The sequence below is a fragment of the Pseudomonas sp. UMAB-40 genome, from assembly GCF_900095275.1.
GTDB classification, from domain to species: Bacteria; Pseudomonadota; Gammaproteobacteria; order Pseudomonadales; family Pseudomonadaceae; genus Aquipseudomonas; species Aquipseudomonas mandelii_B.
In genome coordinates, this window is record NZ_LT607558.1 from 101,527 (window position 1) to 123,563 (window position 22,037).

Below are 22,037 nucleotides of genomic sequence, written 5' to 3' on the forward strand. Positions count from 1 at the left end.
CGGCCCGGTTAAAGGCCGGCGCGCACTATACCGGAAATCGCCCAAAAAGGGAGCATTATTTGTCGGAAAACTGACGTATACGCCGTTGTGTCACACGCTTTGCGGATAATCGTGCAACGGTCTATTTTTCAAAGGCCCGGCCCTGCTGGCGATGGCGCTAAAACGGTTCATCCTTGCGACCCAGACCCGCGGTCTTGACCAGCGGTCTGGCACACCCTTCCCGCCCGAGGAAATGCTCCATGAATCAGCCCGGCTCCAGTCGTGTCACCCGCGAACGACACGGTCATGTCCTGATGATCGGCCTGGATCGAGTGGCCAAGCGCAACGCCTTCGACCTCGATCTGCTCAACGCACTGAGTCTGGCCTACGGCGAGTTCGAGGCCGACAGCGAAGCGCGCGTGGCGGTGGTGTTCGCTCACGGTGAGCATTTCACTGCCGGGCTCGACCTGATCAATGCCAGCGCTGCCCTGGCTGAAGGCTGGCAAGCACCGCCCGGCGGTTGCGATCCGTGGGGCGTGTTTGCCGGGCCCCGGGTGAGCAAACCGGTGATTGTCGCCGCGCAAGGCTACTGCCTGACCATTGGCATCGAGTTGATGCTGGCCGCGGACATCAACCTCTGCGCCAGCAATACCCGTTTTGCCCAGAAGGAAGTGCAGCGCGGGATCTTTCCCTTCGGTGGCGCCACGTTGCGCCTGCATCAAGTCGCCGGCTGGGGCAATGCCATGCGCTGGCTGCTGACCGGCGATGAATTCGATGCTCACGATGCGTTGCATCTGGGGTTGGTGCAGGAAGTCATGGCCAGCGAGGATCTGCTGCCACGCGCGATTGAGCTGGCTGAGCGAATTGCCCGGCAGGCGCCGCTGGGGGTTCAAGCGACGTTGATGTCGGCCCGACAGGCGCGTTACGAAGGGGAAACGGCGGCGGCGCAGGGGTTGCCGGCGCTGGTGAAGAAGTTGCTGGCGAGTGAGGATGCCCGGGAAGGTGTGCGGTCGATGATCGAGAAGCGACCGGGCGTTTTCAAAGGGCTTTAGTCTTGTGTTGGCTTTGAAGGCCCCATCGCGGGCAAGCCCGCTCCCACAGTGATTTGCGCCGTTCACAAAACCTGTGGGAGCGGGCTTGCCCGCGATGGGGCCCTCACAGACACCGACTTATGTCGCCGGGCGGATTGCCTTGATTAACGACTGCAGCGAATAGCCCAACTGCGGCGCCAGCCCTTCCGCCCGGGCGATCAATCCGCCCATGTCCAGCTCCTGATCCAGTTCCGAAGGCACAATCAGAATCACGTTGCCCTCCTTCACCGGCAGCTCCCAGTAATGCCGGTGATAAAGCCCGCGCAACAACGCAGCACCCAAGGGCTTGCCGTCGTCGGTGGCCCATTGATTGATCACCAGCCAGCCGCCCGGATTCAAGCGTTTCTGACAGTTTTCCAGGAAGCTCCAGGCCAGATGCCCGACACCCGGACCGACATCGGTATAAAGGTCGACGAAGATCAGGTCCGCCGGTTCAGCGGTATCGAGCAACTCCAGCGCATCGCCGACGCGGATGTACAACCGCGGATCGTCATCGAGCCCCAGGTATTCGATGGCCAGACGCGGTACGTCGGGGCGCAACTCGATGGCTTCGACATCTTCAAGGGGCAGAAACTTGAGGCACGCCTGGGTCAACGTGCCGGCGCCGAGCCCAAGAAACAGCGCGCTTTCCGGCTGTTCGTGGCACAGCGCGCCAATCAGCATCGCCCGGGTGTAATCGTACTCGAGCCAGCTCGGGTCAGCCGTGAACACGCAGCTCTGCTCGATGGCATCACCGAACTCGAGAAAACGGTAATCGGCCACTTCCAGCACGCGAATCACGCCGAACTCATCCTGTACCTCGGCGAGCAGATGCTCGACGCGCTCCTCAGTCATTTCGTCTCCAGATCGTCGCCGACCCCGGCAACGCGATAAACCGCAACATTAAGCGGCAAAGGCGCGATTGTCCGCGAAGCAAGCGGAACAGGTCACGCACTAATTTGCTGATAACATGAACGTCCGAGCGTAAAACAACCGAGACCGTGATGAGCCAACCCTGGAGCCCTGACAGCTGGCGCGCCCTGCCGATCCAGCAACAACCCCACTACCCCGACGCGGCGCATCTGCTGCAGGTCGAGCAAACCCTGGCGAGTTATCCGCCCCTGGTGTTTGCCGGTGAGGCCCGGGAGTTGCGCCGTCAGTTTGCCCAGGTCACTCAGGGCCGCGCGTTTCTGTTGCAAGGGGGCGACTGCGCCGAAAGCTTCGCCGAGTTCTCGGCCGCGAAAATTCGCGACACCTTTAAAGTCTTGTTGCAGATGGCGATCGTCATGACCTTCGCCGCGGGCTGCCCGGTGGTCAAGGTCGGGCGCATGGCCGGCCAGTTCGCCAAGCCTCGCTCGGCCAACGATGAAACCATCGACGGTGTAACCCTGCCGGCCTACCGTGGCGACATCGTCAACGGCATCGGTTTCGACGAAAAAAGCCGCGTGCCGGACCCGGAGCGCTTGCTCCAGTCCTACCACCAGTCCACCGCGACCCTGAACCTGCTGCGTGCTTTCGCCCAAGGCGGTTTTGCCGACCTGCATCAGGTGCACAAGTGGAACCTGGACTTTATCGCCAACTCGGCGCTGGCTGAAAAATACAGCCACCTGGCCGATCGCATCGATGAAACCCTGGCCTTCATGCGTGCTTGCGGCATGGACAGTTCGCCACAACTGCGCGAAACCAGTTTTTTCACGGCCCACGAAGCGCTGCTGCTGAATTACGAAGAAGCCTTCGTGCGCCGCGACAGTCTGACTAACGATTACTACGATTGTTCAGCTCACATGCTGTGGATCGGCGACCGCACCCGTCAGCTCGACGGCGCCCACGTCGAATTCCTGCGCGGCGTGAACAATCCGATCGGGGTCAAGGTCGGTCCGAGCATGAACCCCGAAGACCTGATTCGCTTGATCGACGTGCTTAACCCGGACAACGATCCAGGCCGCTTGAACCTGATCGCACGCATGGGCGCGAACAAGGTTGGCGATCACCTGCCGGCATTGATCCGCGCGGTGCAGCGTGAAGGCAAGCAGGTGCTCTGGAGCTCGGACCCGATGCACGGCAACACCATCAAGGCCAGCAGCGGCTACAAGACCCGCGACTTTGCGCAGATCCTCGGTGAGGTGAAGCAGTTCTTCCAGGTTCACGAAGCGGAAGGCAGCTACGCTGGCGGTATCCACATCGAGATGACTGGGCAGAACGTGACCGAGTGCATTGGTGGCGCGCGGCCGATTACTGAAGACGGGTTGTCGGACCGTTACCACACCCATTGCGATCCGCGGATGAATGCCGATCAGTCATTGGAGTTGGCGTTCCTGATTGCCGAGACGCTGAAGCAGGTTCGACGCTAAACCGCGTCGCCCCCATCGCGAGCAGGCTCGCTCCCACAGGATTCGCGCCGTACACATAATTCATGATCGGCGCGGTCACTGTGGGAGCGGGCTTGCCCGCGAAGGCGTCAGGTCAGCCACCACCAATCTGTGCCAACGCTACTCGCAACCGCGCCGCACTCGCCCGCGGGCAATTCAATTGAACCTGCTCAAGCCCCAGCCAATCCGCCATCTGCCGCAGATTGACCGCCAACGCCAACATCCCCGCCTCGTCCAGCCCTGACTCCTCTTCATGCACGGCATGCACCGCCAGCCGGCCCAACGCTCGTTCGGCACGCAGATCAACCCGCGCAGCAATCCGTTCATTGTGCAAAAACGGCAGCACGTAATAGCCGTAGACCCGTTTGTCCTGCGGCGTGTAAATCTCCAGTCGATAACGGAAATCGAACAGCCGCTCGGTGCGGCTGCGCTCCCAGATCAACGAGTCGAAAGGTGAAAGCAAGGCACTGGAATCGACCTTGCGCGGCACTTTCGGCTCGGGCAAGCAGTAGGCCGGTTGACGCCAGCCCTGAACCTCGCAGGCCAGCAACTCACCCGCCTCCACCAATTCCGCCAGACGCGGCCGGCTGTCTGCCGGGTTCAGGCGGAAATAATCGCGCAGGTCCTTTTCCGTGCCAACCCTCAATGCCGTCGCGGCATGCAGCAACAGCCCCCGCTGAGCCTCGGCTTCACTGAGCAACGGCTGCTGCAGAACCGCCGAAGGAATCACCCGTTCCGGCAGGTCATAAAGCCGCTCGAATCCACGACGGCCGGCGACCGTGACTTCACCGGCGGCGAATAACCACTCCAACGCATGTTTTTCAGCGCTCCAGTCCCACCAGGGCCCCGCCCGTTCCTGACGAGTCGACAAGCTTCCGGCCCCCAGTGCGCCGAGTTCCTGAACCGAGGCCAGCACCCGGCGAATCGTGTCCTGCTGCTCGCGACCGAAACGCGCCAGTTGCTGATAGATGTCTTCGCCGCGCGTCGCACGCTGCATGCGCCAACGCATCAAGGGGTACATCGACATAGGCAGCAACGAAGCTTCATGGCCCCAATATTCGAACAACGTGCGACGTCGGCCCTGACTCCAGGCAGCCTGATCAAGCAAATCGGGGGAGTAATTTCCGAGGCGGGAAAACAAGGGAAGGTAGTGCGAACGCACCAACGCATTGACCGAGTCGATCTGCAGAAAGCCCAGCCGTTCAATCAGCCGGTTGAGCTGAACCGGTTTGATCGCCGCTGGCGGTTGCCGCCCGTTGAACCCTTGGGCGGCCAGCGCCAGACGTCGAGCCTGTTTGTTGGAAAAGGACAGCGTTGCGGGCATGAATACCTCCGTGTCTGCTCGCAACCTACCTCACCAGAGAGGGGTTTGTGTAGCGATGGCCTCATCATTTATGCATCGGATCATCCCAGAACGGCCTGATCGACTCATGTTCCACATCGGCACGACTCACGCCAATGTCCTTCAATGCTTCGTCGCTCAAACTCGCCAGCAGCTCGCGCTCACGGTGAAGTTCGTACCAGCGACTAAACTTGTGCAACAGATCGGAGACCGCGTGGATTGAGAATTTTTCTTCCGTTACATGCTCGTTATGACCTTTCATCTTGTTGCCCTCCTTTAGGGATGGCTCAAGTCTCGCCTCAGCGCTAAGATCAATCCAACGAATGTTTCTGATGGTAACCATCTCGGAGATTGATGGATGTCGGCGTACCCCAGTATCGATACGGATGTGCTGCGTACCTTCGTCGCCATTGCCGACCAGGGTGGGTTTACCCGTGCCGGTGAAATGGTTAACCGCACGCAGTCAGCGGTGAGCATGCAGATGAAACGCCTGGAAGAAGACGTGTTGCAGCGCCAACTGTTCGAACGTGATGGTCGCCAGGTCAAGCTGACCGCCGAGGGCCAGGTATTGCTGGGTTACGCGCGGCGCATCCTCAAACTCCACAGCGAAGTCTTCAATACCCTGCGCGAACCGCACATGGTCGGCACCGTGCGCATCGGCACGCCCGACGATTACGTCATGCGTTTCCTGCCGGGGATCCTGTCGCGCTTCGCCAAGTTCTACCCGCTGATCCAGATCGAGGTTCACTGCGAATCAACCAAGCAACTGTTGCAGCGCCAGGACCTGGACTTGTCGATCGTCACCCGCGAGCCCGGTACTGAAATCGGCCAGTTGCTGCGCAAGGAGCGTTTTGTCTGGGCCGAAGCACAATGCTTCAACGCCCACGAGCAGACGCCGCTGCCCCTGGCGATGTTCAACAGTGATTGTTTCTGCCGGCTGTGGGCGTGCAATGCGCTGGACGCCATGGGTCGCGACTACCGCATTGCCTACAACAGTTCGAGCCTGTCGGCGTTGATGGCCGTGGTCAGTGCGGGCCTCGCGGTGACCGCGCAACTGGAAAGTCTGATCACACCGGACATGCGCATCCTGGGAGAAGCCGAAGACCTGCCGCTGTTGCCGGAAGCCTGCATCATGCTGGTGCGCAACCTGCACAACCCGTCACCGATCACCGAGTGCCTGGCCGAGCACATCGTCGAAGGCTTCAAACTTTAAACGCGAGCATCACCGCACACAGCACCAGGAAACCGCAGAACAGCCCGCGCAATAGCCGCTCCGGCATGGCGTGGGCGATCTTCACGCCCCAGCTGATGCTCATCAACCCGCCGGCGGCCAACGGCAACCCGATCATCCAGTCCACTTGGTGATGCACGGCGTAAGTCACCAGTGTGACGCCGGTGCTGGGCAGAGCCAGGGCCAGCGACAAGCCTTGGGCCACCACCTGGGTGGTGCCGAACAGGCTGGTCAGCACCGGCGTCGCCACCACCGCACCGCCAACCCCGAACAACCCGCCCATGGTGCCGGATGCCGCGCCCAGCACACCCAGCCATGGCCAGGAATAACGCATCTGGGCAGAGGCCGGCGCGTTGGCGGTAAACATGCGCACCAGGTTGTAGGCCGTCAGGGCAATCAGGAACGCGACAAAGCCCACGCGCATGGTTTGCGCGTCGATGCCCACCGCCCAGATCGATCCAATCCAGGCGAAGCAAAACCCCATCGCCGCCAAGGGCAGCGCGTGACGCATTTCGATGCGATTGCGTTGGTGGTACCGCCACAGCGCCAGCATTACGTTAGGCACGACCATGACCAACGCCGTGCCTTGGGCAATTTGCTGATCGAGACCGAACAGCACACCCAGCAACGGAATCGCGATCAAGCCACCGCCAATGCCGAACAGCCCGCCGAGTGTTCCCAGGGCTGCGCCGAAGACCAGATACATCAAGAACTCAATCACAGGCGATTTTCCTTTTGTCAGGCTGATCATCCTACGCAGTCGACGCTGGCGGGGAAACGCACAGCAACGCACAATGGCTATGCCAACTTCGCATAAGCGCTGACACACCATGAACCCCAATCAATTGACCGAACAGCTGGGCCTTTTCCTCGATGTGCTGGAAACCGGAAGCTTTTCCGCTGCGTCCCGCCGGCATCCGCTGACGCCTTCGGCCGTGGCGCGGCGCATCGACAGCCTGGAAAGTGCGGTCGGTAGCCAGCTGTTCATCCGCAGCACCCACGCCGTGCGCGCGACTCCCGCAGGCTTGGCGTTTGCCGAGCGGGCGCGGCGGATTGTGACGGAATTGCGTCTGGCCCGCGCTGAAGCGGTGTCCCTGAGCAGCGCGCCGGAAGGCTTGATCCGCATCGATGCGCCAGCGGCGTTCGGCCGACGGCATCTGGCGCCGGTGATTGCCGACTTCCTGATGCTCTACCCCGGCCTCGACGTGCAATTGCATTTGATCGACAGTTTTGTCGACATGCAGGGGCTGAATCTGGGCAAGGTTGACCTGGTGCTGCGCGCCGGGCAAATGGCCGACACAAGGCTGGTGGCCACGCCGCTGGCGAGTATGGTGCGCATTGCCTGCGCCAGCCCCGAGTACCTGAAACGTCGTGGCGTCCCGACCGAACCCACGCAGTTGATCGAACATGACGGCCTCGACTGGGACGGCCTGGCGCCACCTTTCGCCTGGCGCTTTGAACGCGACGGGCACATGCACTTGCATCGCCCGGCGCGCATCCGCATGAGTGCCAACAATGCCGAGGCACTGGTTTGCGGTGCGTTGGCCGGACTGGGCATCGCGCATTTGCCGTCCTGGTTGGCCAGCGAATACCTATTACGCGGCGAGCTACTGCCGCTGTTTTGTGAAAACGGCCTACCCCCCGCGGAATCCACCGGCATCTATGCGTTGCGACTGTCGCAACAACCCAATTCGCGCAGCCGCCTGCTTCTGGAATACCTGAAAACCCGCTTCAGCCCCATTCCACCGTGGGACCTGGCACTGCAAAACACCCTGGACCGGCACTAGTCTAGAATTGTCTGGTGCATTAAAGATTCGTCCGCTAGATTCATGACGATCACTGATCAAGGCTTTGAAATGACCACCGAGCGCAACACCCCGGATAACTGCGATGACCTGCTGCTGGATAATCAGGCTTGCTTCGCCCTGCATTCCACCTCGCTGCTGATGACCAAGGTGTACAAGCCGCTGCTGCAAGCGCTGGGCCTGACCTACCCGCAGTATCTGGCAATGATGGTGTTGTGGGAGCGTGACGGGCTGACTGTAGGCGAAATCAGCACGCGACTGCTGACAGACCCCGGCTCACTGACACCCTTGCTCAAACGCTTGGAGGCCGAGGGATTGCTCAGCCGTACTCGCAGCCGTGAGGATGAACGGGTGGTGATTGTCGAGCTGACAGAACAGGGGCGCGCATTGCGGGAGAAGGCGCGTGGTATTCCCCAATGCATCCTCGGTGCAAGCGGAATGACACTTGAGCGGCTGCAGAAACTTCAAGCGGAGCTGCAAGCGTTGCGCAGCCATTTGCAAGACAGCCTCTAATCCTCAAACCGCCCCCAAATCCCCTGTAGGAGTGAGCCTGCTCGCGATAGCAGTGTGTCATTCAGCATTGATGTTGACTGACACTCCGCCATCGCGAGCAAGCTCGCTCCCACATTTGCTTCGCGGTGTCCTGCCGACCTCATTACCCCCCTTTCGAAAAAACTTTTCGCTGAAAAAACCCTGCCGCAACCGCTCTAACTCAGCACTTCCAGTCCGCGCCTTGCTCCAATCCAAAACTTTTTCAAAAATTTATATTGCGCACTAAATATTTGCGCGATACATTCATCTCGCACTTACTTAGCGCGCAAACATTTAGCGCAAACAAATCAGACCCGAACGAGGCTTACACCATGCAAACTCTCTACACCGCAATCGCAACCTCCACTGGCGGCCGTGACGGTCGTGCGGTTTCCAGTGACAACATCCTCGACGTCAAACTCGCCACCCCGAAAGAACTCGGTGGTGCCGGCGGCGCAGCGACCAACCCTGAGCAACTGTTTGCAGCCGGCTACTCCGCCTGCTTCATCGGCGCGCTGAAATTCGTCGCCAGCCAGACCAAACGCAGCATCCCGAACGACGCGTCGATCACCGCCCATGTCGGCATCGGCCAGATCCCTGGCGGTTTCGGCCTGGACATCGACCTGCACATCAGCCTGCCGGGTCTTGAACAAGCCGACGCGCAAAGCCTGGTCGAGGCGGCCCACCAGGTCTGCCCGTACTCGAACGCGACCCGTGGCAACGTCGATGTGCGCCTGCACGTCACCGTCTAACCGCCGACTACCAAGCCCGAACAGGAAATGAACATGAACACTTTCAGCAAAGTCTTGACCGGCACCCTTCTCGCTATGTCCATCAGCAACGCATTCGCGGGCGACGGGGTTGAACACAACACCCAGGCGTTCCTCGATGCCCTGAATGCCGGCACCGGCAAACCGATGGAACAACTCACCCCCAAAGAAGCCCGTGCGGTGCTGGTGGGTGCGCAAGCCTCGGTGAAACTGACACTGCCAAAAGCCGATGTCAGCGAGAAGACCATTCAAGTCGACGGCCAACCGCTCAGCCTGACCATCGTCCGGCCGGCCGGGGTCAAAGGCGAGCTGCCGGTGTTCATGTTCTTCCACGGCGGAGGTTGGGTGCTGGGTGACTTCCCGACCCACGAACGTCTGGTTCGCGACTTGGTGACGGGGTCGGGTGCGGCGGCGGTGTTCGTCAATTACACCCCGTCGCCGGAAGCGCATTACCCGGTGGCGATCAACCAGGCTTACGCCGCGACCAAATGGGTGGCCGAGCACGGTAAAGAGATCAACGTCGACGGCAAACGCCTGGCCGTGGCCGGCAACAGCGTCGGTGGCAACATGGCGGCCGTGGTTGCCCTGATGGCAAAAGACAAGGGCACGCCGGCGATCAAGTTCCAAGTGCTGCTGTGGCCGGTGACCGATGCCAGCTTCGAAACCGCGTCCTACAACCAGTTTGCCGAGGGGCACTTCCTCACCAGAAACATGATGAAGTGGTTCTGGGACAACTACACCACCGACGCTAAACAACGTAACGAGATCTACGCCTCGCCGCTGCGGGCGACCACTGCGCAACTAAAAGGCCTGCCACCTGCCCTGGTGCAAACAGCCGGTGCCGACGTGTTGCGCGATGAAGGTGAAGCCTATGCCCGCAAACTGGACGAGGCTGGTGTACCGGTTACCGCGGTTCGTTACAACGGGATGATTCACGACTACGGCTTGCTTAACGTAGTGAGCAAGGTGCCGGCGGTGCGGTCGGCGATGCTGCAAGCGTCCGAAGAGCTCAAGCAACACCTGAAATAACACCGCCCCCTGTAGGAGTGTGTTTCAGACAGGCACAAAAAAGCCCGACTCAATGGTCGGGCTTTTTCATTCCTGAAGCAGTGCTTATTTAGCACGGCCTTTGTAGGAACCGCCTTCGCGGGTATCGATTTCGATCATGTCGCCGATTTCGATGAAGTCAGCAACCGACAGCTCGGTACCGTTCTTCAGTTTGGCAGGCTTCATCACCTTGCCGGAAGTGTCGCCGCGAGCGGAACCTTCGGTGTAGTCAACCTGACGCACGATGGTGGTCGGCAGTTCTACGGAAACCAGACGCTCTTCGAAGAAGATCGCTTCGCAAACATCGGTCATGCCTTCTTCAACGAAAGGCAGAACGGCTTCGATGTCTTCAGCGTTCAGCTCGTACATGGTGTAGTCGGTGGTGTCCATGAACGTGTAGGTGTCGCCGCTGATGAACGACAGGGTCGCTTCTTTGCGGTCGAGGATTACGTCGTCCAGTTTGTCGTCAGCGCTGTAAACGATCTCGGTCTTGTAACCGGTCAGCAGGTTTTTCAGCTTGGTCTTCATGATCGCGCTGTTACGACCCGACTTGGTGAATTCAGCTTTCTGAACCAGCCAAGGATCGTTTTCGAGACGGATCACGGTACCGGGTTTCAGTTCTTTACCAGTTTTCATTGCGAATATCCGAATTTGGATGGGATTTACAAAAATCTAGGCCGCGTATCATATCCAATTTAGGTAAAACTGTACCAGCGCTGCGGCAAGATCGGCCTGCAAGGCCTGTTCCAGACACCACGCCTCGGCGTGTTTTTGCAGCTCCGGCCAGTGTTTACGGGTAGTCAGCCAGTGGTCGGACATATCAAGGTCTGCATTCCACGCACGCCAAAGACCGCTGATCGCCTCGCGGGCAGGCTCGGACAGGCCTTTCGTGTAAAGAGTCAGGAAGGCGTCGAGCTTGTCCAGGTGGATGTCTTCGTCCTGCTGATAGATGTGCCAGAGCAGCGGCCGCCCTGCCCATTGCGCGCGGACAAAGGAATCTTCGCCGCGCACGGCGTTGAAATCGCAGCACCAGAGCAGGTGGTCGTATTGATCCTGTCGGACGAACGGCAACACTTGCACGGTCAACTCTCCGCGCACATGCACTGCGCCGGCAGCCAGCTGATCGACACCAAGCCAACGCTCTACATCCCCTAGAATCCGGCCTTCGGGCACCAGCAGATGCGTGGGTATCGAATCGGCGGCCATCGTGTCCAGCCAATTGGCCAAGCCACTGTTTTCATACGCGAACAGTGAGATCAGTTGGGCGTTCGGTGTGCGATCAATCCCCAGGCCTTGCAGGAATGCTCGCTGTGCCTCGGGGCTTTGCTGAAACTGCCTGCGCCGTTCAAGCAAACCGCTTTCACGCAGCAAGCCTCCCGTGCCTTTTTGGAACCCCGGGAAGAAGAAGTACTTCTGCACAGTCTTGTACTTCACCGACGGCAAACCGTGACAACCGACCACCCAGTCTTCGGCGCTCAGATAGTCGAGGTTCATCCACAGCGGCGGCTTTTCCCGCGAGGCCATGGCGTCCATGTAGGCGCTCGGCAACTGGCAGGCGAACGCGGCGATCACGACATCGGCGGCTTCAGCAGGTTGCCATTCAGCGGACCACTGACGTACTTCGACACCCTGCTGCCATTGCTGCGCGGCGCTGATGTCGACTTCAGGACAGATACGTTCGAAGGCCCGCAGGTCATCGACCCACAAGCGCACCGTCACGGCATGTTCGGCCACCAGCTGTCGGGCCAGGCGCCAGGTCACGCCGATGTCGCCAAAGTTGTCGACCACAGTGCAAAAAATATCCCAGCGCCAGCGGTTTTTCATTTGAGGCATCACAGGCATTCCAGGCTCCCATTGGCAAAGGCGCCGATTGTCCGCATAAATTACCTCGCGCAGAAGAGCCGACGGCGATTAATCTTCGTGCGACAATCGCCACTCCCCCGCGACCACCCGCCAGGAGGCAGCCATGCCCTACCGTCCCACCCCTCGCCGTCCGTTGCCGATTCAGCTCAATGCGCTGCAATTGACCGGCAGCATTGCCCTCGGTCTGTGGCTTGGATTCCTCGCAATAGCGCTGACTTGCTGGCTCGCCTCGCGCCTGCTGTTCAGCGAGCAACTCGCGCCCGTCGCCGCCGCGGTGGAGCAACTGGCCAAGCCGCCGGTGGTGGTGCAACCGGTGCCGGACATCCCGCCGCAGAGCCCGCTGTTCGAACAGTACGAAGAGAACCTGCGCAAAAACGAGCAGCAGCAACGCATGGATCAGGCCCGCAGCACCCGCCGCAATCTGTCCAATCCGAAATGCCAGTTCTGGCTGCAACAGGACCAGACCGCGCCCAGCGAAAAAAGCCGCGCCAACGTCCTGCAATTCTGCGACTGATCATGAATAAGCAAACCGTCCACCAGTTGATTATCGACAAGCTTCGGATCGATCTCGACATCGCCGAGCGTGCCGCGCAGACCGCTTACGAAACCGCGACCCACGAAGAAAACATCGCCGAAAACAAGTACGACACCCTGGGCCTGGAGGCGTCTTATCTGGCGGCCGGACAGGCCAAACGCGTGGAAGAAATCAGGCAGTCACTGACGCTGTGCCAGAACCTGCCCCTGCGTCCTTATGACGAACAACGCGGGATCGAAGTCGGCGCCCTGCTGGGCCTGGCAGACGAAAAAGGTCGTGAGCAGTGGCTGTTTCTGGCCCCGGACGCGGCGGGTCTGAAAGTCGACATGGTGGGGCAAATGATCACCGTCATCACCCCTCGTTCACCGCTGGGCAAAAGCCTGCTGGGCAAGTTCGAAGGGGACGAAGTGGAGATTCTGGTGGCGGGCGCTCGGCAACAGTTTGCTGTCACCGAGGTCATTTAATAAGGATCAGTGGACCGGCAGTTCGACGCCGTCGAACAGCTCTTCCAGTTCCTGCTTGTTGTGGCACTGAATGGCCTTGGCCATGACTTCGCGGGTCAGGTGCGGTGCAAACTTCTCGATGAAGTCGCACATGAAACCACGCAGGAAGGTGCCACGACGGAAGCCGATTTTGGTGATGCTGGATTCGAACAAGTCGCTGGCATCGAGCATGACCAGGTCGCTGTCGAGTTTGGCATCGACTGCCATTTTCGCCACGATGCCCACGCCCAGGCCCAGACGAACATAAGTCTTGATCACGTCGGCGTCGGCGGCGGTGAACACCACTTTCGGCGTCAGGCCGCGATGGCTGAACGCTTCGTCGAGTTTCGAACGGCCGGTAAAACCGAACACGTAAGTCACGATCGGGTATTCGGCCAGGGCTTCCAGGGTCAGCTTCGACAGCTTGGTCAGCGGGTGGCCCTGAGGCACGACCACGCAGCGGTTCCAGCGGTAGCACGGCATCATCACCAAGTCACCGAACAGTTCCAGGGCTTCGGTGGCAATGGCGAAATCCACAGTGCCGTCAGCGGCCATTTCGGCGATTTGCATCGGCGAACCCTGGTGCATGTGCAGGGCAACGTCCGGGTACTGCTTGATGAAATTGCTGATCACCGGCGGCAAGGCATAACGTGCCTGAGTGTGCGTGGTGGCGATCGACAGGGTGCCTTTCTTCTCGTTGGAGAATTCCTGGGCGATCTGCTTGATGCTTTCAACCTTGCGCAGGATTTCGCCAGCGGTGGTAATGATGCGCTCGCCGGCTGGAGTGACGCGGGTCAGGTGCTTGCCGCTGCGGGCAAAAACCTCGACGCCCAATTCGTCTTCCAGCAGACGGATCTGCTTGCTGATGCCCGGTTGCGAGGTGTAAAGGCTTTGGGCTGTAGCGGAAACGTTGAGGTCGTGGTGCGCCACTTCCCAGATGTAGCGCAATTGTTGAAGCTTCATATGAATCCCTCAAAGCAAGGTAGACGCCACGGGCATCAGCGACGGTATATAACTATATTAATGGTTCGAAGAATAAATCTAGAACTTTTTTGTCAAATTGCCACTATTCTTGCCCTAACGATCCCCTTGGCGACGACGTTCCACCAGCGGCACCAGGTAAACCGGCACCCGAGACAGTTGCAACACCCGCGCAGCGGTGCGACCCAAAGGTGTTTCCGCACCTGCGCCATGGCTATGACTACCTACGATCAACAAATCCACGGAGAGTTTCTGCGCCTGGTCAAGAATCACCTGCGACGGGTCACCCTGCAGCACCCGCACCGCTTTGATCCGCTCCAGATCCTGCTCCCCTTCATCCCCCAACTCTTCACGAAAGCTGTCGAGCACCCGCTGCTCGATATTGGCGATCACCGTGCTCAGGCCCTGACTGTGAAACTCGTTCAAGGCCTGCTCATCGAGGTAACTCTGCAGCACTGATTCGGCAAACAACCCCATGGGCTCAACGGCGTGCACCACATACAAGTCGGCATTGAATGTCCGCGCCAGCGCCAAGGCATGCTGCATCACCAACGGTGCATACAGCCCGAGGTCCGTGGCATACAGCATCGAATGAATCATATGACCTCCTCGCGTACCAACATGGCGGAGATTTGATTCAGCTTAGCAGTGCCTTGGCGAGTACGACGTTCGGCGTAACGCGTTGAACGGCGGGCTTAAACTTTTTGCTCGTTGCTTATGCCATGGGGCACGTGGCCGGTGGCGACCACTTCGCGAGCCAGTTCACAGTGGCCGGCCTGATCGTCAAAAAACACGTCAGCGGCAAACGCTTCGAGAAACGCCGATTTGGTCAAGCCGCCGAGAAACAGCGACTCGTCCAGACGAATGTCCCACTCGCGCAAGGTGCGGATCACCCGCTCATGGGCTGGCGCCGACCGCGCCGTCACCAGGGCAGTGCGGATCGGACAGGCGTCATCGGGAAACTCGCGCTGCAACAGATTGAGGGCCGCGAGGAAGCCTTTGAACGGCCCACCGCGCAAAGGCTCGCGGGCTGATTCGCGCTCGCTGGCCTGAAATGCTTCCAGGCCACCGGATTGATAGATCCGCTCAGACTCGTCGGAAAACAGCACGGCATCACCGTCGAAGGCGATGCGCAGCTCATCGCTGGCCGCACGGCTGGCCCCCCCCGACAAAATGGTCGCCGCAGCGAACCCGGCGTCCAGCGCGCTGCGTACATCTTCGGCATGGGTGGAGAGAAACAGGTCGCAGCCAAAGGCCTTGAGGTACGGATAAGGACTGCGCCCGCCAACGAACGCCGCGCGGGAAATCGCCAGGCCATAATGATCAATCGAGTTGAATACCCGCAGGCCGGTGTCGGCGCTGTTGCGCGACACCAGGATCACCTCGACCCGGGCCCGACCGAGGCTGGCGTTCAGATTGAGGAGTTTCTCCACCAACGGAAACGCATCACCGGGCGCGAGGATTTCGTCTTCGTGTTCAATCTGATATTGCCGGTAGGCTTCGACGCCGCTCGACTCATAAACCTTGTGGCTTTCGCCCAGGTCGAACAGCGCTCGCGACGAAATCGCCAGCACCAGTTTGTCGTCGATAGTCTTTGCCATGCCCTTCCCCCTCAGGTTGATCGGCTTACGTGTTGCGCCGATCGATAAAACTCAAGCTGTGATACAAGGCTTCGATTCGCGGCAATTCGCACCCCGCCGCCTTGGCCACCGCCAGAGGACGCGCGTAAATAGCCTGCAGTTCCAGCGGTCGTTTGTGCAAAAAATCGTGGTACATGCTCGGCCAATAGTCGGGCATTTTCTCGGTCACCTTGAACAGATGTTCGGCATACCCGGCCGGTATGTCGTGACCGCAGGCGAGGGCTCCCTGAACCACTTCGGCCATCAGCGCCTGGATCAGTTCCCGGCTGTCGACATCGGCCATTAACGGCGTGGTGCTGGCGCCGAGCAGAACCGAGAGGCCGTTGTAAGGGATATTCCAGACCAGTTTTTGCCAGCGTGCCTGGTGCAGGTTCGGCATGGCCTGGGAGTCGATGCCGGCCGCGCGGAACAGTCCGGCGCCCTCCTCGACAATCGTCATTCGCGCCTGCTCATCGGCTGCGGGACCGCTGTGGTAGCCGACGTTTACCGCGCCGAGTGCTTGATGGGTTATGACACCAGGCCCTTCGCGATGGACGCAGATAAAACACAGTCCGCCGAGCAGGTGCAGGGAATCGGGAAGTAACTCCCGCAAGCTGTCTTCGACGTCTAGCCCATTTTGCAACAGCAGGACGTTGGCATTCGGTGCGGCGGCCTGGATGATGGCAGGCGCCAGGTCCGCGTTGCTGGTGGTTTTGGCGCCGACCAGCAACCAGTCACAGGCGGGCATGTCCTCAGCGGACGAATAGGCCTGGACCGGGTTCAGCGTCAATGCGCCATGCACCGCACTGTTGACTTGCAGCCCGTGTTCGGCGACCGCTGCAAACTCACTGCGCAACAAGAAGTGCACATCGAACCCGGCACGCGCCAGCATCACCCCGTAGAACCCGCCGATCGCGCCGGTTCCGATAATACCGATGGTCGGTTTGGCAACGGCCCCCATCATGGCAACTCCTCTGCATGTCGACTGAGCGCCTGACGCACGGCTTCATTGAGCCCGGTGCTGGTCAGGCGCGACTGTACTGCCCCGAAGAACTCGCCGTCGCGCACCACAAACAGCGCCGGCAAATGAAAAACCTGATAACGCTCGACCAGCCCGCCATTGTCCCCGGCATCGATCCAGCACAGCCGGTTGATCGCCAGATCGAGTCCCGGCAGTTGCTCGCGGGCAAAACGGCAACTGGCGCAGCCGACACTGGTGAAAATCACCAGCGATACACCGCCCATCGCCAGCAGCCGTTGGTCGGCGTCGAAATCGGTCAGTTCCAATTCGACCACTATACTGGGGGAAACAATGTCAAATGGCCGACACATGGAGTTTGTGTTCATGGGACGTTTTTTACCTCACCCTGACGATGTGCCCGTCGAGTTAACGTTGCTCAAGCATGAGTGCATTTCGCGGCAACGGCTGCACACTATCAGCCTCGGCGGCATGGCTTGCAATTACCACCGTGCCTGGCGCCACGGTACGGCGCTGGAAGTGCGCATGCCAACCTTGAATCCCGATTTGCGCTATCTGGGCTATGTGGCCTGGTGCCTGCGACGCAAGCGCGGTTACCTGGTGGGCATTGCCTTCGTCGACGAACAAATGCTGTTCAGTGCGCGAATGGGCGAGCAGGTTTGCCAGATCGAACGTTATTGCCGCCTGCGTGACGCACACGAAGACCTGCAAGATATTCAGGCCTTGGCCCTTGACTGGGTCCAACAGCATGCCGACGAGTTCTCTCACGACACGGTTAGCAAGGCATTTGCACAGCCTGCGCTGGGTTAGGCGACGTTCTCAATTAGTGAGAAAGCCCCCAAAACCGGTGTCTGCCCATTGTCGAGCAGGCGCTTAACGCGCTAAGGTTCGGCTCCCCGACGCGCTTAATTTGCTGTGCTCCGCCGCGCGGGTTCGCTGGCGGCCGGCACCCGTGACCTGACGAGTAAACGATGGCTGATTTACCGATCAACGACCTAAACGTCGCCTCCAACGAGACCCTGATCACTCCCGATCAGCTCAAGCGTGATATTCCTCTGAGCGACGCTGCCCTGCGCACCGTCACCAAGGGCCGCGAAGTCATTCGCAACATTCTTGATGGCACCGACCACCGTCTGTTCGTCGTGATCGGGCCTTGCTCGATCCACGACATCAAGGCGGCCCACGAATACGCCGAGCGCCTGAAAGAGCTCGCCGCAGAAGTGTCCGATACGCTGTATCTGGTCATGCGCGTGTATTTCGAGAAGCCACGCACCACCGTCGGCTGGAAAGGCTTGATCAACGACCCGTACCTGGATGACTCGTTCAAGATTCAGGACGGTCTGCACATCGGTCGTAAATTGTTGCTGGACCTGGCCGAGATGGGCCTGCCAACCGCTACCGAAGCCCTCGACCCGATCTCCCCGCAATACTTGCAGGACCTGATCAGCTGGTCGGCCATCGGCGCGCGCACCACCGAATCCCAGACTCACCGTGAAATGGCTTCCGGCCTGTCTTCGGCTGTCGGCTTCAAGAATGGCACCGATGGCGGCCTGACCGTGGCGATCAACGCCCTGCAGTCGGTTTCCAGCCCGCACCGTTTCCTGGGCATCAACCAGGAAGGTGGCGTGTCGATCGTCACCACCAAGGGCAACGCCTACGGTCACGTGGTCCTGCGCGGTGGCAACGGCAAGCCGAACTATGATTCGGTCAGCGTCGCGCTCTGCGAGCAAGCGCTGAACAAGGCGAAGATCAAGCCGAACATCATGGTCGATTGCAGCCACGCCAACTCCAACAAGGACCCGGCCCTGCAACCGCTGGTGATGGAGAACGTCGCCAACCAGATCCTCGAAGGCAACCAATCGATCATCGGCCTGATGGTCGAAAGTCACCTGAACTGGGGTTGCCAGGCCATCCCGAAAGACCTCGCCGACCTGCAATACGGCGTGTCGATCACCGATGCCTGCATCGATTGGTCCGCTACCGAAAACACCTTGCGCAGCATGCACGCCAAGCTCAAGGATGTGCTGCCTAAACGCGCTCGTAACTGATCACGTTTCGCCGCACACAAAAACGCCGGGCTAAACCCGGCGTTTTTTTTGTGTTCGTATTTTGAGGTTACTGGCTCAGCTTGGCGGCATGCCGCTGGTGGCGCTCCATGTAGCGCTCGACGTAAGAGCACGATGGAATGACGGTGTAACCCATTTCTTCAGCGTACTGCAGCGCCTGTTCGGTCAATGCGGCCGCGATGCCGCGACCCCGCAATGCGTTGGGCACGAAGGTGCGATAGATATCCAGGGTCTGTTTCCCCAGGTCCATATAGGTCAGGTAGGCACGATGACCGTCCACACTGGTCTCGAACTGATGACCAGCCTGGTCATGGTGGATGGACAACGCCTCGCTCATCACTACTCCTCGCGGGTCTTGAATTCTGACCCCTACCTTACCGATGTTTTTCCGGCGAAGGAACATCTACGCCACCCCGTGCCTGAATGGACGCCGAGAAGAGCTGCACCGATCTCGCGCAACCGAGCACGTATCAAATAGTAGGCACCATTGGCAGAAATGCTCAAGGTACGCTCGTCATCGCGCTCAGTGGCGGGTGCTGCTCCGGGTGACGCAGGGACGGCTCGAACGGAGATATCCGCGGGTCGATAGCCTGAACATTGCCGGATGTTGAGACTTAAGACGAACGCGCGCTCTTAAAGTCACCATCAAGATGGATAAAGATTATGAGAGCCACGGCGCAAAATCTGAACAAAAGTATGGACGAATCCATATAGACAGACTTTAGCCAAGAATGAGAAAAACAGCGCTGAGTGCACGGAACTTTTTTTCGGCGGCTCGCTCATCTCGGGCCTCCCAGCTGGATATTTTTTAAACAATGCAGTTAAAAGTTGCTCGAAAAAGAATCAACGCCTACAATTTTTTTTGCTTCTTGCTACACGTCAGTTTACTTACTAGAAGTAATGGGTAGTATGTACGCCGGCTATTTCCTCACTCTGAGGAGACAGCTACTTAATAGAAAGTCCTTGAAGGGGAACACGATGAACAACGTTCTGAAATTCTCTGCTCTGGCTCTGGCCGCAGTTCTGGCTACCGGTTGCAGCAGCGTATCGAAAGAAACCGAAGCACGTCTGACTGCTACTGAAGACGCAGCAGCTCGCTCCCAGGCTCGTGCAGACGAAGCTTACCGTAAAGCTGATGAAGCTCTGGCTGCTGCTCAAAAAGCACAACAGACTGCTGACGAAGCTAACGAGCGTGCTCTGCGCATGCTGGAAAAAGCTAGCCGCAAGTAATAGTCCTTCGGGATTGTTATCAAGCCGACCCATTTATGGGTCGGCTTTTTTTTGCCCGGTGTTTCCTTTCGGCAATAAAAAACCCGCCGAGGCAACCTGCTTCGGCGGGTTCTTTTCAGGCTTTACTGCAGCGGGTCGATCGGTGCACTCGTCACCATCGGTGCGGAAGTGTTCGGCACTCCGATTTCCACCGGCAGGCCATCTTCAGCGGCCACCACGTCGCGGACCACATCCCAGTTCATGCGCAGGTTATTGGTGATGTCCTCACGCTTGAGCATCGCGTTGATCACCGCCGTGTGTTTGTCGACCACAGAAGGGTTGCCCTTGTCGTCCAGCGGCGTGTGCGCTTCCAGATACACCTTGCCACCACTGACACCGAACTTGTACGGATCGCTGAGGATGCGTACCGACGTACCGACCGGCACCATGCCCGCCATTTCCAGCACGTTGTTGTTGAACATGCGGAAGCAGCCGTGGCTGGTGCGCATGCCGATGCCGAACTTCTTGTTCGAACCGTGGATCAGGTAGCCCGGCGTCCCAAGGGTGAACTTGAACGGCCCCAGCGGGTTATCCGGGCCTGCCGGCACGACGTTCGGCAGCGGATCGCCGTCAGCGGCGTGCTCGGCCTTGATCGACGCTGGAGGGGTCCAGGTCGGGTTCGGCGTCTTGGCGATGATGCTGGTGTGGGCAATCGGCGAGCCCCAGCCTTCACGGCCGATGCCCAGCGGGAAGGTGTACACCACGTTCCGGCCTTTCGGGTAGTAGTAGAGGCGGTATTCAGCCAAGTTGATGACGATGCCTTCACGCGGGCCCGGCGGCAGGATGAAGCGCGTCGGCAGGACGATCTCGGTGCCGGCGCCCGGCAACCATGGATCGACGCCAGGGTTGGCCGCAACCATCTCCGAATAGCCCAGATCGTAGGTGGTACCAAGGTCGGCGAAGGTGTCTTCGTACTTGGCCTTGATCACTTGCACCTGGCCGACGATGTCTTCACCGGGCGGTGGCAGGGGCAGCTCCAATGCGGCTACGGGGCCCGCCACACAAAGGGCGGCGAGAGACAGGCAGCGGGTGACGGCAGGAAAACGCGGCAACATCCGGAAAATCCTTCGCATGATCGACAAGGGTATAAAAACGCGATTGTACACCGGCATCTGGAAAATCGGGGAGTTGACCGATAGCAAGCAATCTATCGGCTTCTAAAGCTCGAACCGCAGTTCCGGCCAGATCGGCGAGGTGCCGCGTTTCTGCGATTCGAGGATGGCCCGGCACAGCGAGCACAGGCGCTGATCCTGGAACACCCGGCGGTCGACACTCGACCAGCGCGGTTGCGCGGGCAGCAGACTGCCGCACAAGGTTCGATCGGCCGAGCCGCCCAGCTCCAACTGACGGGTCACCAGATGCACCCGCACTTCCTGGCAGGCGAACAGATCCAGCTGTTCGTCAGGCTCGATCAGTTGGTAGGCAAAAAGGGACCAGGCAGGACGCGGCATCGGGGGCTCCAAATCGGGGGCGCCACCTTAGCCGAAACACCGCCACTAGAAAAGCGTCAAAGCAGCGGTTTCAGTGTCGGCTAGACATTTTCCAGCAACTTGTCCTGAGCGCCTGCGGCCGGGTGCAATCCGTCGGCTTGCATCAAGTCCGGATGACCGCCCACGCCGTCGAGAAAAAACGGCACCAGCGGGATGTTTTTCTCGTTGGCGAGGCTTCTGTACGCCTCGAAATTTGGCGGCCTTGCTACGTCTGTCGGATTTAAGAGATGGATAATCGTTCCAACGCTAATTCCACATTGACATCACCGCCGAACGCCAGCGAGACTCGCTGCATAACCTCACCAATGATAAGGAAATCCAGTAATGAAAAAGCGTTCCTTTTTGGTACCAATGGCAACTCTGGCAGCAGCCGTAGCTACGGAGCAGGCTTCGGCTTTAGTCACCCACGAGGCTGTCGAGCCCAGCACCGACACCACAATCTCACTCCAATCGGCTCCTCAGAACGAAAACATTTCGACTCGCGGCGGCAATGATCTATTTACGTTTGTCTTGAAACGTGGAGATCAAGGTCAGTTCATGGCTTACCACAGCTCTCATAGCTCCCACGCTTCGCACAGCTCACATAGCTCCCACCACTCGGGCTCCTGA

General features: G+C 59.4%; 27 protein-coding genes and 1 pseudogene. 13 read left to right on the plus strand and 15 right to left on the minus strand.

Annotated features, from left to right (window positions below; translation table 11 throughout):
• The first annotated feature begins 239 nt into the window (after window positions 1-239).
• Window positions 240-1,031 (plus strand): crotonase/enoyl-CoA hydratase family protein, encoded by a 792-nt coding sequence (locus tag K0F88_RS13050; RefSeq protein ID WP_094468360.1) that lies wholly within the window; start codon window positions 240-242, stop codon window positions 1,029-1,031.
• A 117-nt stretch (window positions 1,032-1,148) separates the two neighbouring features.
• On the opposite strand, the gene K0F88_RS13055 is transcribed toward K0F88_RS13050, so the two are convergent.
• The gene (locus K0F88_RS13055; protein WP_219095310.1) at window positions 1,149-1,904 is read right to left on the minus strand and encodes a spermidine synthase; all 756 of its coding nucleotides are present in this window, start codon (window positions 1,902-1,904) and stop codon (window positions 1,149-1,151) included.
• Window positions 1,905-2,053: 149 nt separating this feature from the next.
• Here K0F88_RS13055 and K0F88_RS13060 point away from each other — a divergent pair, with 149 nt between their 5' ends.
• On the plus strand, window positions 2,054-3,400 hold the full coding sequence (locus K0F88_RS13060) for a class II 3-deoxy-7-phosphoheptulonate synthase (protein ID WP_109633622.1): 1,347 nt from the start codon (window positions 2,054-2,056) through the stop codon (window positions 3,398-3,400).
• A 112-nt stretch (window positions 3,401-3,512) separates the two neighbouring features.
• Here the strand turns inward: K0F88_RS13060 and K0F88_RS13065 are convergent, their stop codons facing one another.
• Window positions 3,513-4,742 (minus strand): winged helix-turn-helix domain-containing protein, encoded by a 1,230-nt coding sequence (locus K0F88_RS13065; RefSeq protein WP_219095311.1) that lies wholly within the window; start codon window positions 4,740-4,742, stop codon window positions 3,513-3,515.
• A 64-nt stretch (window positions 4,743-4,806) separates the two neighbouring features.
• On the minus strand, window positions 4,807-5,022 hold the full coding sequence (locus K0F88_RS13070; RefSeq protein WP_094468364.1) for a DUF1127 domain-containing protein: 216 nt from the start codon (window positions 5,020-5,022) through the stop codon (window positions 4,807-4,809).
• Window positions 5,023-5,118: 96 nt separating this feature from the next.
• Here K0F88_RS13070 and K0F88_RS13075 point away from each other — a divergent pair, with 96 nt between their 5' ends.
• Window positions 5,119-5,973, plus strand: a complete 855-nt coding sequence (locus K0F88_RS13075; protein ID WP_010461304.1) for a LysR substrate-binding domain-containing protein — start codon at window positions 5,119-5,121, stop codon at window positions 5,971-5,973.
• Here K0F88_RS13075 and K0F88_RS13080 read toward each other — a convergent pair.
• Complete coding sequence (locus tag K0F88_RS13080; protein WP_219095312.1) at window positions 5,963-6,712, minus strand: sulfite exporter TauE/SafE family protein; 750 nt, start codon at window positions 6,710-6,712, stop codon at window positions 5,963-5,965. The genes K0F88_RS13075 and K0F88_RS13080 overlap by 11 nt on opposite strands.
• Before the next feature lie 109 nt (window positions 6,713-6,821).
• Here K0F88_RS13080 and K0F88_RS13085 point away from each other — a divergent pair, with 109 nt between their 5' ends.
• From K0F88_RS13085 to K0F88_RS13100, 4 genes are all read left to right on the plus strand, one after another.
• A complete protein-coding gene (locus K0F88_RS13085) occupies window positions 6,822-7,778 on the plus strand; it encodes a LysR family transcriptional regulator (RefSeq protein WP_219095313.1) in 957 nt (318 codons plus the stop codon).
• A 69-nt stretch (window positions 7,779-7,847) separates the two neighbouring features.
• On the plus strand, window positions 7,848-8,309 hold the full coding sequence (locus K0F88_RS13090; protein WP_094468368.1) for a MarR family winged helix-turn-helix transcriptional regulator: 462 nt from the start codon (window positions 7,848-7,850) through the stop codon (window positions 8,307-8,309).
• Between the two features lie 350 nt (window positions 8,310-8,659).
• A complete protein-coding gene (locus tag K0F88_RS13095; protein WP_010461312.1) occupies window positions 8,660-9,079 on the plus strand; it encodes an organic hydroperoxide resistance protein in 420 nt (139 codons plus the stop codon).
• A 33-nt stretch (window positions 9,080-9,112) separates the two neighbouring features.
• Window positions 9,113-10,126, plus strand: a complete 1,014-nt coding sequence (locus K0F88_RS13100; RefSeq protein WP_094468369.1) for an alpha/beta hydrolase — start codon at window positions 9,113-9,115, stop codon at window positions 10,124-10,126.
• A gap of 84 nt (window positions 10,127-10,210) precedes the next feature.
• On the opposite strand, the gene K0F88_RS13105 is transcribed toward K0F88_RS13100, so the two are convergent.
• On the minus strand, window positions 10,211-10,780 hold the full coding sequence (locus tag K0F88_RS13105) for an elongation factor P (protein WP_007943632.1): 570 nt from the start codon (window positions 10,778-10,780) through the stop codon (window positions 10,211-10,213).
• 48 nt (window positions 10,781-10,828) lie between these two features.
• Window positions 10,829-11,986, minus strand: coding sequence for an elongation factor P maturation arginine rhamnosyltransferase EarP (gene earP, locus K0F88_RS13110; protein ID WP_374039715.1), 1,158 nt, complete (start codon window positions 11,984-11,986; stop codon window positions 10,829-10,831).
• Between the two features lie 124 nt (window positions 11,987-12,110).
• On the opposite strand from earP, the gene K0F88_RS13115 reads away from it, so the two are divergent.
• Both K0F88_RS13115 and K0F88_RS13120 read left to right on the plus strand, forming a co-directional pair.
• A complete protein-coding gene (locus tag K0F88_RS13115) occupies window positions 12,111-12,521 on the plus strand; it encodes a hypothetical protein (protein ID WP_219095315.1) in 411 nt (136 codons plus the stop codon).
• A gap of 2 nt (window positions 12,522-12,523) precedes the next feature.
• The gene (locus K0F88_RS13120) at window positions 12,524-13,006 is read left to right on the plus strand and encodes a transcription elongation factor GreAB (RefSeq protein WP_219095316.1); all 483 of its coding nucleotides are present in this window, start codon (window positions 12,524-12,526) and stop codon (window positions 13,004-13,006) included.
• Window positions 13,007-13,012: 6 nt separating this feature from the next.
• Here the strand turns inward: K0F88_RS13120 and cysB are convergent, their stop codons facing one another.
• The 5 genes from cysB to K0F88_RS13145 form a co-directional block, all read right to left on the minus strand.
• A complete protein-coding gene (gene cysB, locus K0F88_RS13125) occupies window positions 13,013-13,987 on the minus strand; it encodes an HTH-type transcriptional regulator CysB (protein WP_008148549.1) in 975 nt (324 codons plus the stop codon).
• Window positions 13,988-14,101: 114 nt separating this feature from the next.
• A complete protein-coding gene (locus K0F88_RS13130) occupies window positions 14,102-14,605 on the minus strand; it encodes a universal stress protein (RefSeq protein ID WP_094468374.1) in 504 nt (167 codons plus the stop codon).
• Between the two features lie 95 nt (window positions 14,606-14,700).
• Complete coding sequence (locus K0F88_RS13135; RefSeq protein WP_219095317.1) at window positions 14,701-15,606, minus strand: 5'-nucleotidase; 906 nt, start codon at window positions 15,604-15,606, stop codon at window positions 14,701-14,703.
• Window positions 15,607-15,631: 25 nt separating this feature from the next.
• The gene (locus tag K0F88_RS13140; RefSeq protein WP_219095318.1) at window positions 15,632-16,588 is read right to left on the minus strand and encodes a putative 2-dehydropantoate 2-reductase; all 957 of its coding nucleotides are present in this window, start codon (window positions 16,586-16,588) and stop codon (window positions 15,632-15,634) included.
• Complete coding sequence (locus K0F88_RS13145; RefSeq protein WP_094468377.1) at window positions 16,585-16,971, minus strand: co-chaperone YbbN; 387 nt, start codon at window positions 16,969-16,971, stop codon at window positions 16,585-16,587. Before K0F88_RS13145 ends, K0F88_RS13140 begins: the two co-directional genes overlap by 4 nt.
• Here K0F88_RS13145 and K0F88_RS13150 point away from each other — a divergent pair.
• Together K0F88_RS13150 and K0F88_RS13155 are read left to right on the plus strand one after the other, a co-directional pair.
• Window positions 16,970-17,413, plus strand: a complete 444-nt coding sequence (locus tag K0F88_RS13150; protein WP_094468378.1) for a PilZ domain-containing protein — start codon at window positions 16,970-16,972, stop codon at window positions 17,411-17,413. The genes K0F88_RS13145 and K0F88_RS13150 overlap by 2 nt on opposite strands.
• Before the next feature lie 161 nt (window positions 17,414-17,574).
• Complete coding sequence (locus K0F88_RS13155) at window positions 17,575-18,651, plus strand: 3-deoxy-7-phosphoheptulonate synthase (protein ID WP_219095319.1); 1,077 nt, start codon at window positions 17,575-17,577, stop codon at window positions 18,649-18,651.
• Window positions 18,652-18,718: 67 nt separating this feature from the next.
• Here the strand turns inward: K0F88_RS13155 and K0F88_RS13160 are convergent, their stop codons facing one another.
• Window positions 18,719-19,006, minus strand: coding sequence for a GNAT family N-acetyltransferase (locus K0F88_RS13160; RefSeq protein WP_109633645.1), 288 nt, complete (start codon window positions 19,004-19,006; stop codon window positions 18,719-18,721).
• Window positions 19,007-19,647: 641 nt separating this feature from the next.
• Here K0F88_RS13160 and oprI point away from each other — a divergent pair.
• Window positions 19,648-19,899 (plus strand): outer membrane lipoprotei OprI, encoded by a 252-nt coding sequence (gene oprI / locus K0F88_RS13165; protein ID WP_003172710.1) that lies wholly within the window; start codon window positions 19,648-19,650, stop codon window positions 19,897-19,899.
• Between the two features lie 122 nt (window positions 19,900-20,021).
• On the opposite strand, the gene K0F88_RS13170 is transcribed toward oprI, so the two are convergent.
• The 3 genes and pseudogenes from K0F88_RS13170 to K0F88_RS13180 all read right to left on the minus strand — a co-directional run.
• Complete coding sequence (locus tag K0F88_RS13170; RefSeq protein ID WP_219095320.1) at window positions 20,022-20,993, minus strand: L,D-transpeptidase family protein; 972 nt, start codon at window positions 20,991-20,993, stop codon at window positions 20,022-20,024.
• A gap of 102 nt (window positions 20,994-21,095) precedes the next feature.
• Window positions 21,096-21,389 carry a hypothetical protein gene (locus K0F88_RS13175; protein WP_003226812.1) on the minus strand — a complete coding sequence of 98 codons (294 nt, stop codon included), beginning with the start codon at window positions 21,387-21,389 and terminating at the stop codon, window positions 21,096-21,098.
• An 80-nt stretch (window positions 21,390-21,469) separates the two neighbouring features.
• Window positions 21,470-21,619, minus strand: a pseudogene (locus tag K0F88_RS13180) (arylesterase); the annotation flags it as partial.
• 133 nt (window positions 21,620-21,752) lie between these two features.
• On the opposite strand from K0F88_RS13180, the gene hxsA2 reads away from it, so the two are divergent.
• Window positions 21,753-22,037 carry a His-Xaa-Ser repeat protein HxsA2 gene (hxsA2, locus tag K0F88_RS32970; RefSeq protein WP_219095321.1) on the plus strand — a complete coding sequence of 95 codons (285 nt, stop codon included), beginning with the start codon at window positions 21,753-21,755 and terminating at the stop codon, window positions 22,035-22,037.

Coding starts and splice junctions, on each gene's coding strand:
- K0F88_RS13050 (WP_094468360.1), top strand. CDS start 240: ATGAATCAGCCCGGCTCCAGTCGTGTCACCCGCGAACGACACGGTCAT.
- K0F88_RS13055 (WP_219095310.1), bottom strand. CDS start 1,904: ATGACTGAGGAGCGCGTCGAGCATCTGCTCGCCGAGGTACAGGATGAG.
- K0F88_RS13060 (WP_109633622.1), top strand. CDS start 2,054: ATGAGCCAACCCTGGAGCCCTGACAGCTGGCGCGCCCTGCCGATCCAG.
- K0F88_RS13065 (WP_219095311.1), bottom strand. CDS start 4,742: ATGCCCGCAACGCTGTCCTTTTCCAACAAACAGGCTCGACGTCTGGCG.
- K0F88_RS13070 (WP_094468364.1), bottom strand. CDS start 5,022: ATGAAAGGTCATAACGAGCATGTAACGGAAGAAAAATTCTCAATCCAC.
- K0F88_RS13075 (WP_010461304.1), top strand. CDS start 5,119: ATGTCGGCGTACCCCAGTATCGATACGGATGTGCTGCGTACCTTCGTC.
- K0F88_RS13085 (WP_219095313.1), top strand. CDS start 6,822: ATGAACCCCAATCAATTGACCGAACAGCTGGGCCTTTTCCTCGATGTG.
- K0F88_RS13090 (WP_094468368.1), top strand. CDS start 7,848: ATGACCACCGAGCGCAACACCCCGGATAACTGCGATGACCTGCTGCTG.
- K0F88_RS13095 (WP_010461312.1), top strand. CDS start 8,660: ATGCAAACTCTCTACACCGCAATCGCAACCTCCACTGGCGGCCGTGAC.
- K0F88_RS13100 (WP_094468369.1), top strand. CDS start 9,113: ATGAACACTTTCAGCAAAGTCTTGACCGGCACCCTTCTCGCTATGTCC.
- K0F88_RS13105 (WP_007943632.1), bottom strand. CDS start 10,780: ATGAAAACTGGTAAAGAACTGAAACCCGGTACCGTGATCCGTCTCGAA.
- earP (WP_374039715.1), bottom strand. CDS start 11,986: ATGCCTGTGATGCCTCAAATGAAAAACCGCTGGCGCTGGGATATTTTT.
- K0F88_RS13115 (WP_219095315.1), top strand. CDS start 12,111: ATGCCCTACCGTCCCACCCCTCGCCGTCCGTTGCCGATTCAGCTCAAT.
- K0F88_RS13120 (WP_219095316.1), top strand. CDS start 12,524: ATGAATAAGCAAACCGTCCACCAGTTGATTATCGACAAGCTTCGGATC.
- cysB (WP_008148549.1), bottom strand. CDS start 13,987: ATGAAGCTTCAACAATTGCGCTACATCTGGGAAGTGGCGCACCACGAC.
- K0F88_RS13130 (WP_094468374.1), bottom strand. CDS start 14,605: ATGATTCATTCGATGCTGTATGCCACGGACCTCGGGCTGTATGCACCG.
- K0F88_RS13135 (WP_219095317.1), bottom strand. CDS start 15,606: ATGGCAAAGACTATCGACGACAAACTGGTGCTGGCGATTTCGTCGCGA.
- K0F88_RS13140 (WP_219095318.1), bottom strand. CDS start 16,588: ATGATGGGGGCCGTTGCCAAACCGACCATCGGTATTATCGGAACCGGC.
- K0F88_RS13150 (WP_094468378.1), top strand. CDS start 16,970: ATGGGACGTTTTTTACCTCACCCTGACGATGTGCCCGTCGAGTTAACG.
- K0F88_RS13145 (WP_094468377.1), bottom strand. CDS start 16,971: ATGAACACAAACTCCATGTGTCGGCCATTTGACATTGTTTCCCCCAGT.
- K0F88_RS13155 (WP_219095319.1), top strand. CDS start 17,575: ATGGCTGATTTACCGATCAACGACCTAAACGTCGCCTCCAACGAGACC.
- K0F88_RS13160 (WP_109633645.1), bottom strand. CDS start 19,006: ATGAGCGAGGCGTTGTCCATCCACCATGACCAGGCTGGTCATCAGTTC.
- oprI (WP_003172710.1), top strand. CDS start 19,648: ATGAACAACGTTCTGAAATTCTCTGCTCTGGCTCTGGCCGCAGTTCTG.
- K0F88_RS13170 (WP_219095320.1), bottom strand. CDS start 20,993: ATGTTGCCGCGTTTTCCTGCCGTCACCCGCTGCCTGTCTCTCGCCGCC.
- K0F88_RS13175 (WP_003226812.1), bottom strand. CDS start 21,389: ATGCCGCGTCCTGCCTGGTCCCTTTTTGCCTACCAACTGATCGAGCCT.
- hxsA2 (WP_219095321.1), top strand. CDS start 21,753: ATGAAAAAGCGTTCCTTTTTGGTACCAATGGCAACTCTGGCAGCAGCC.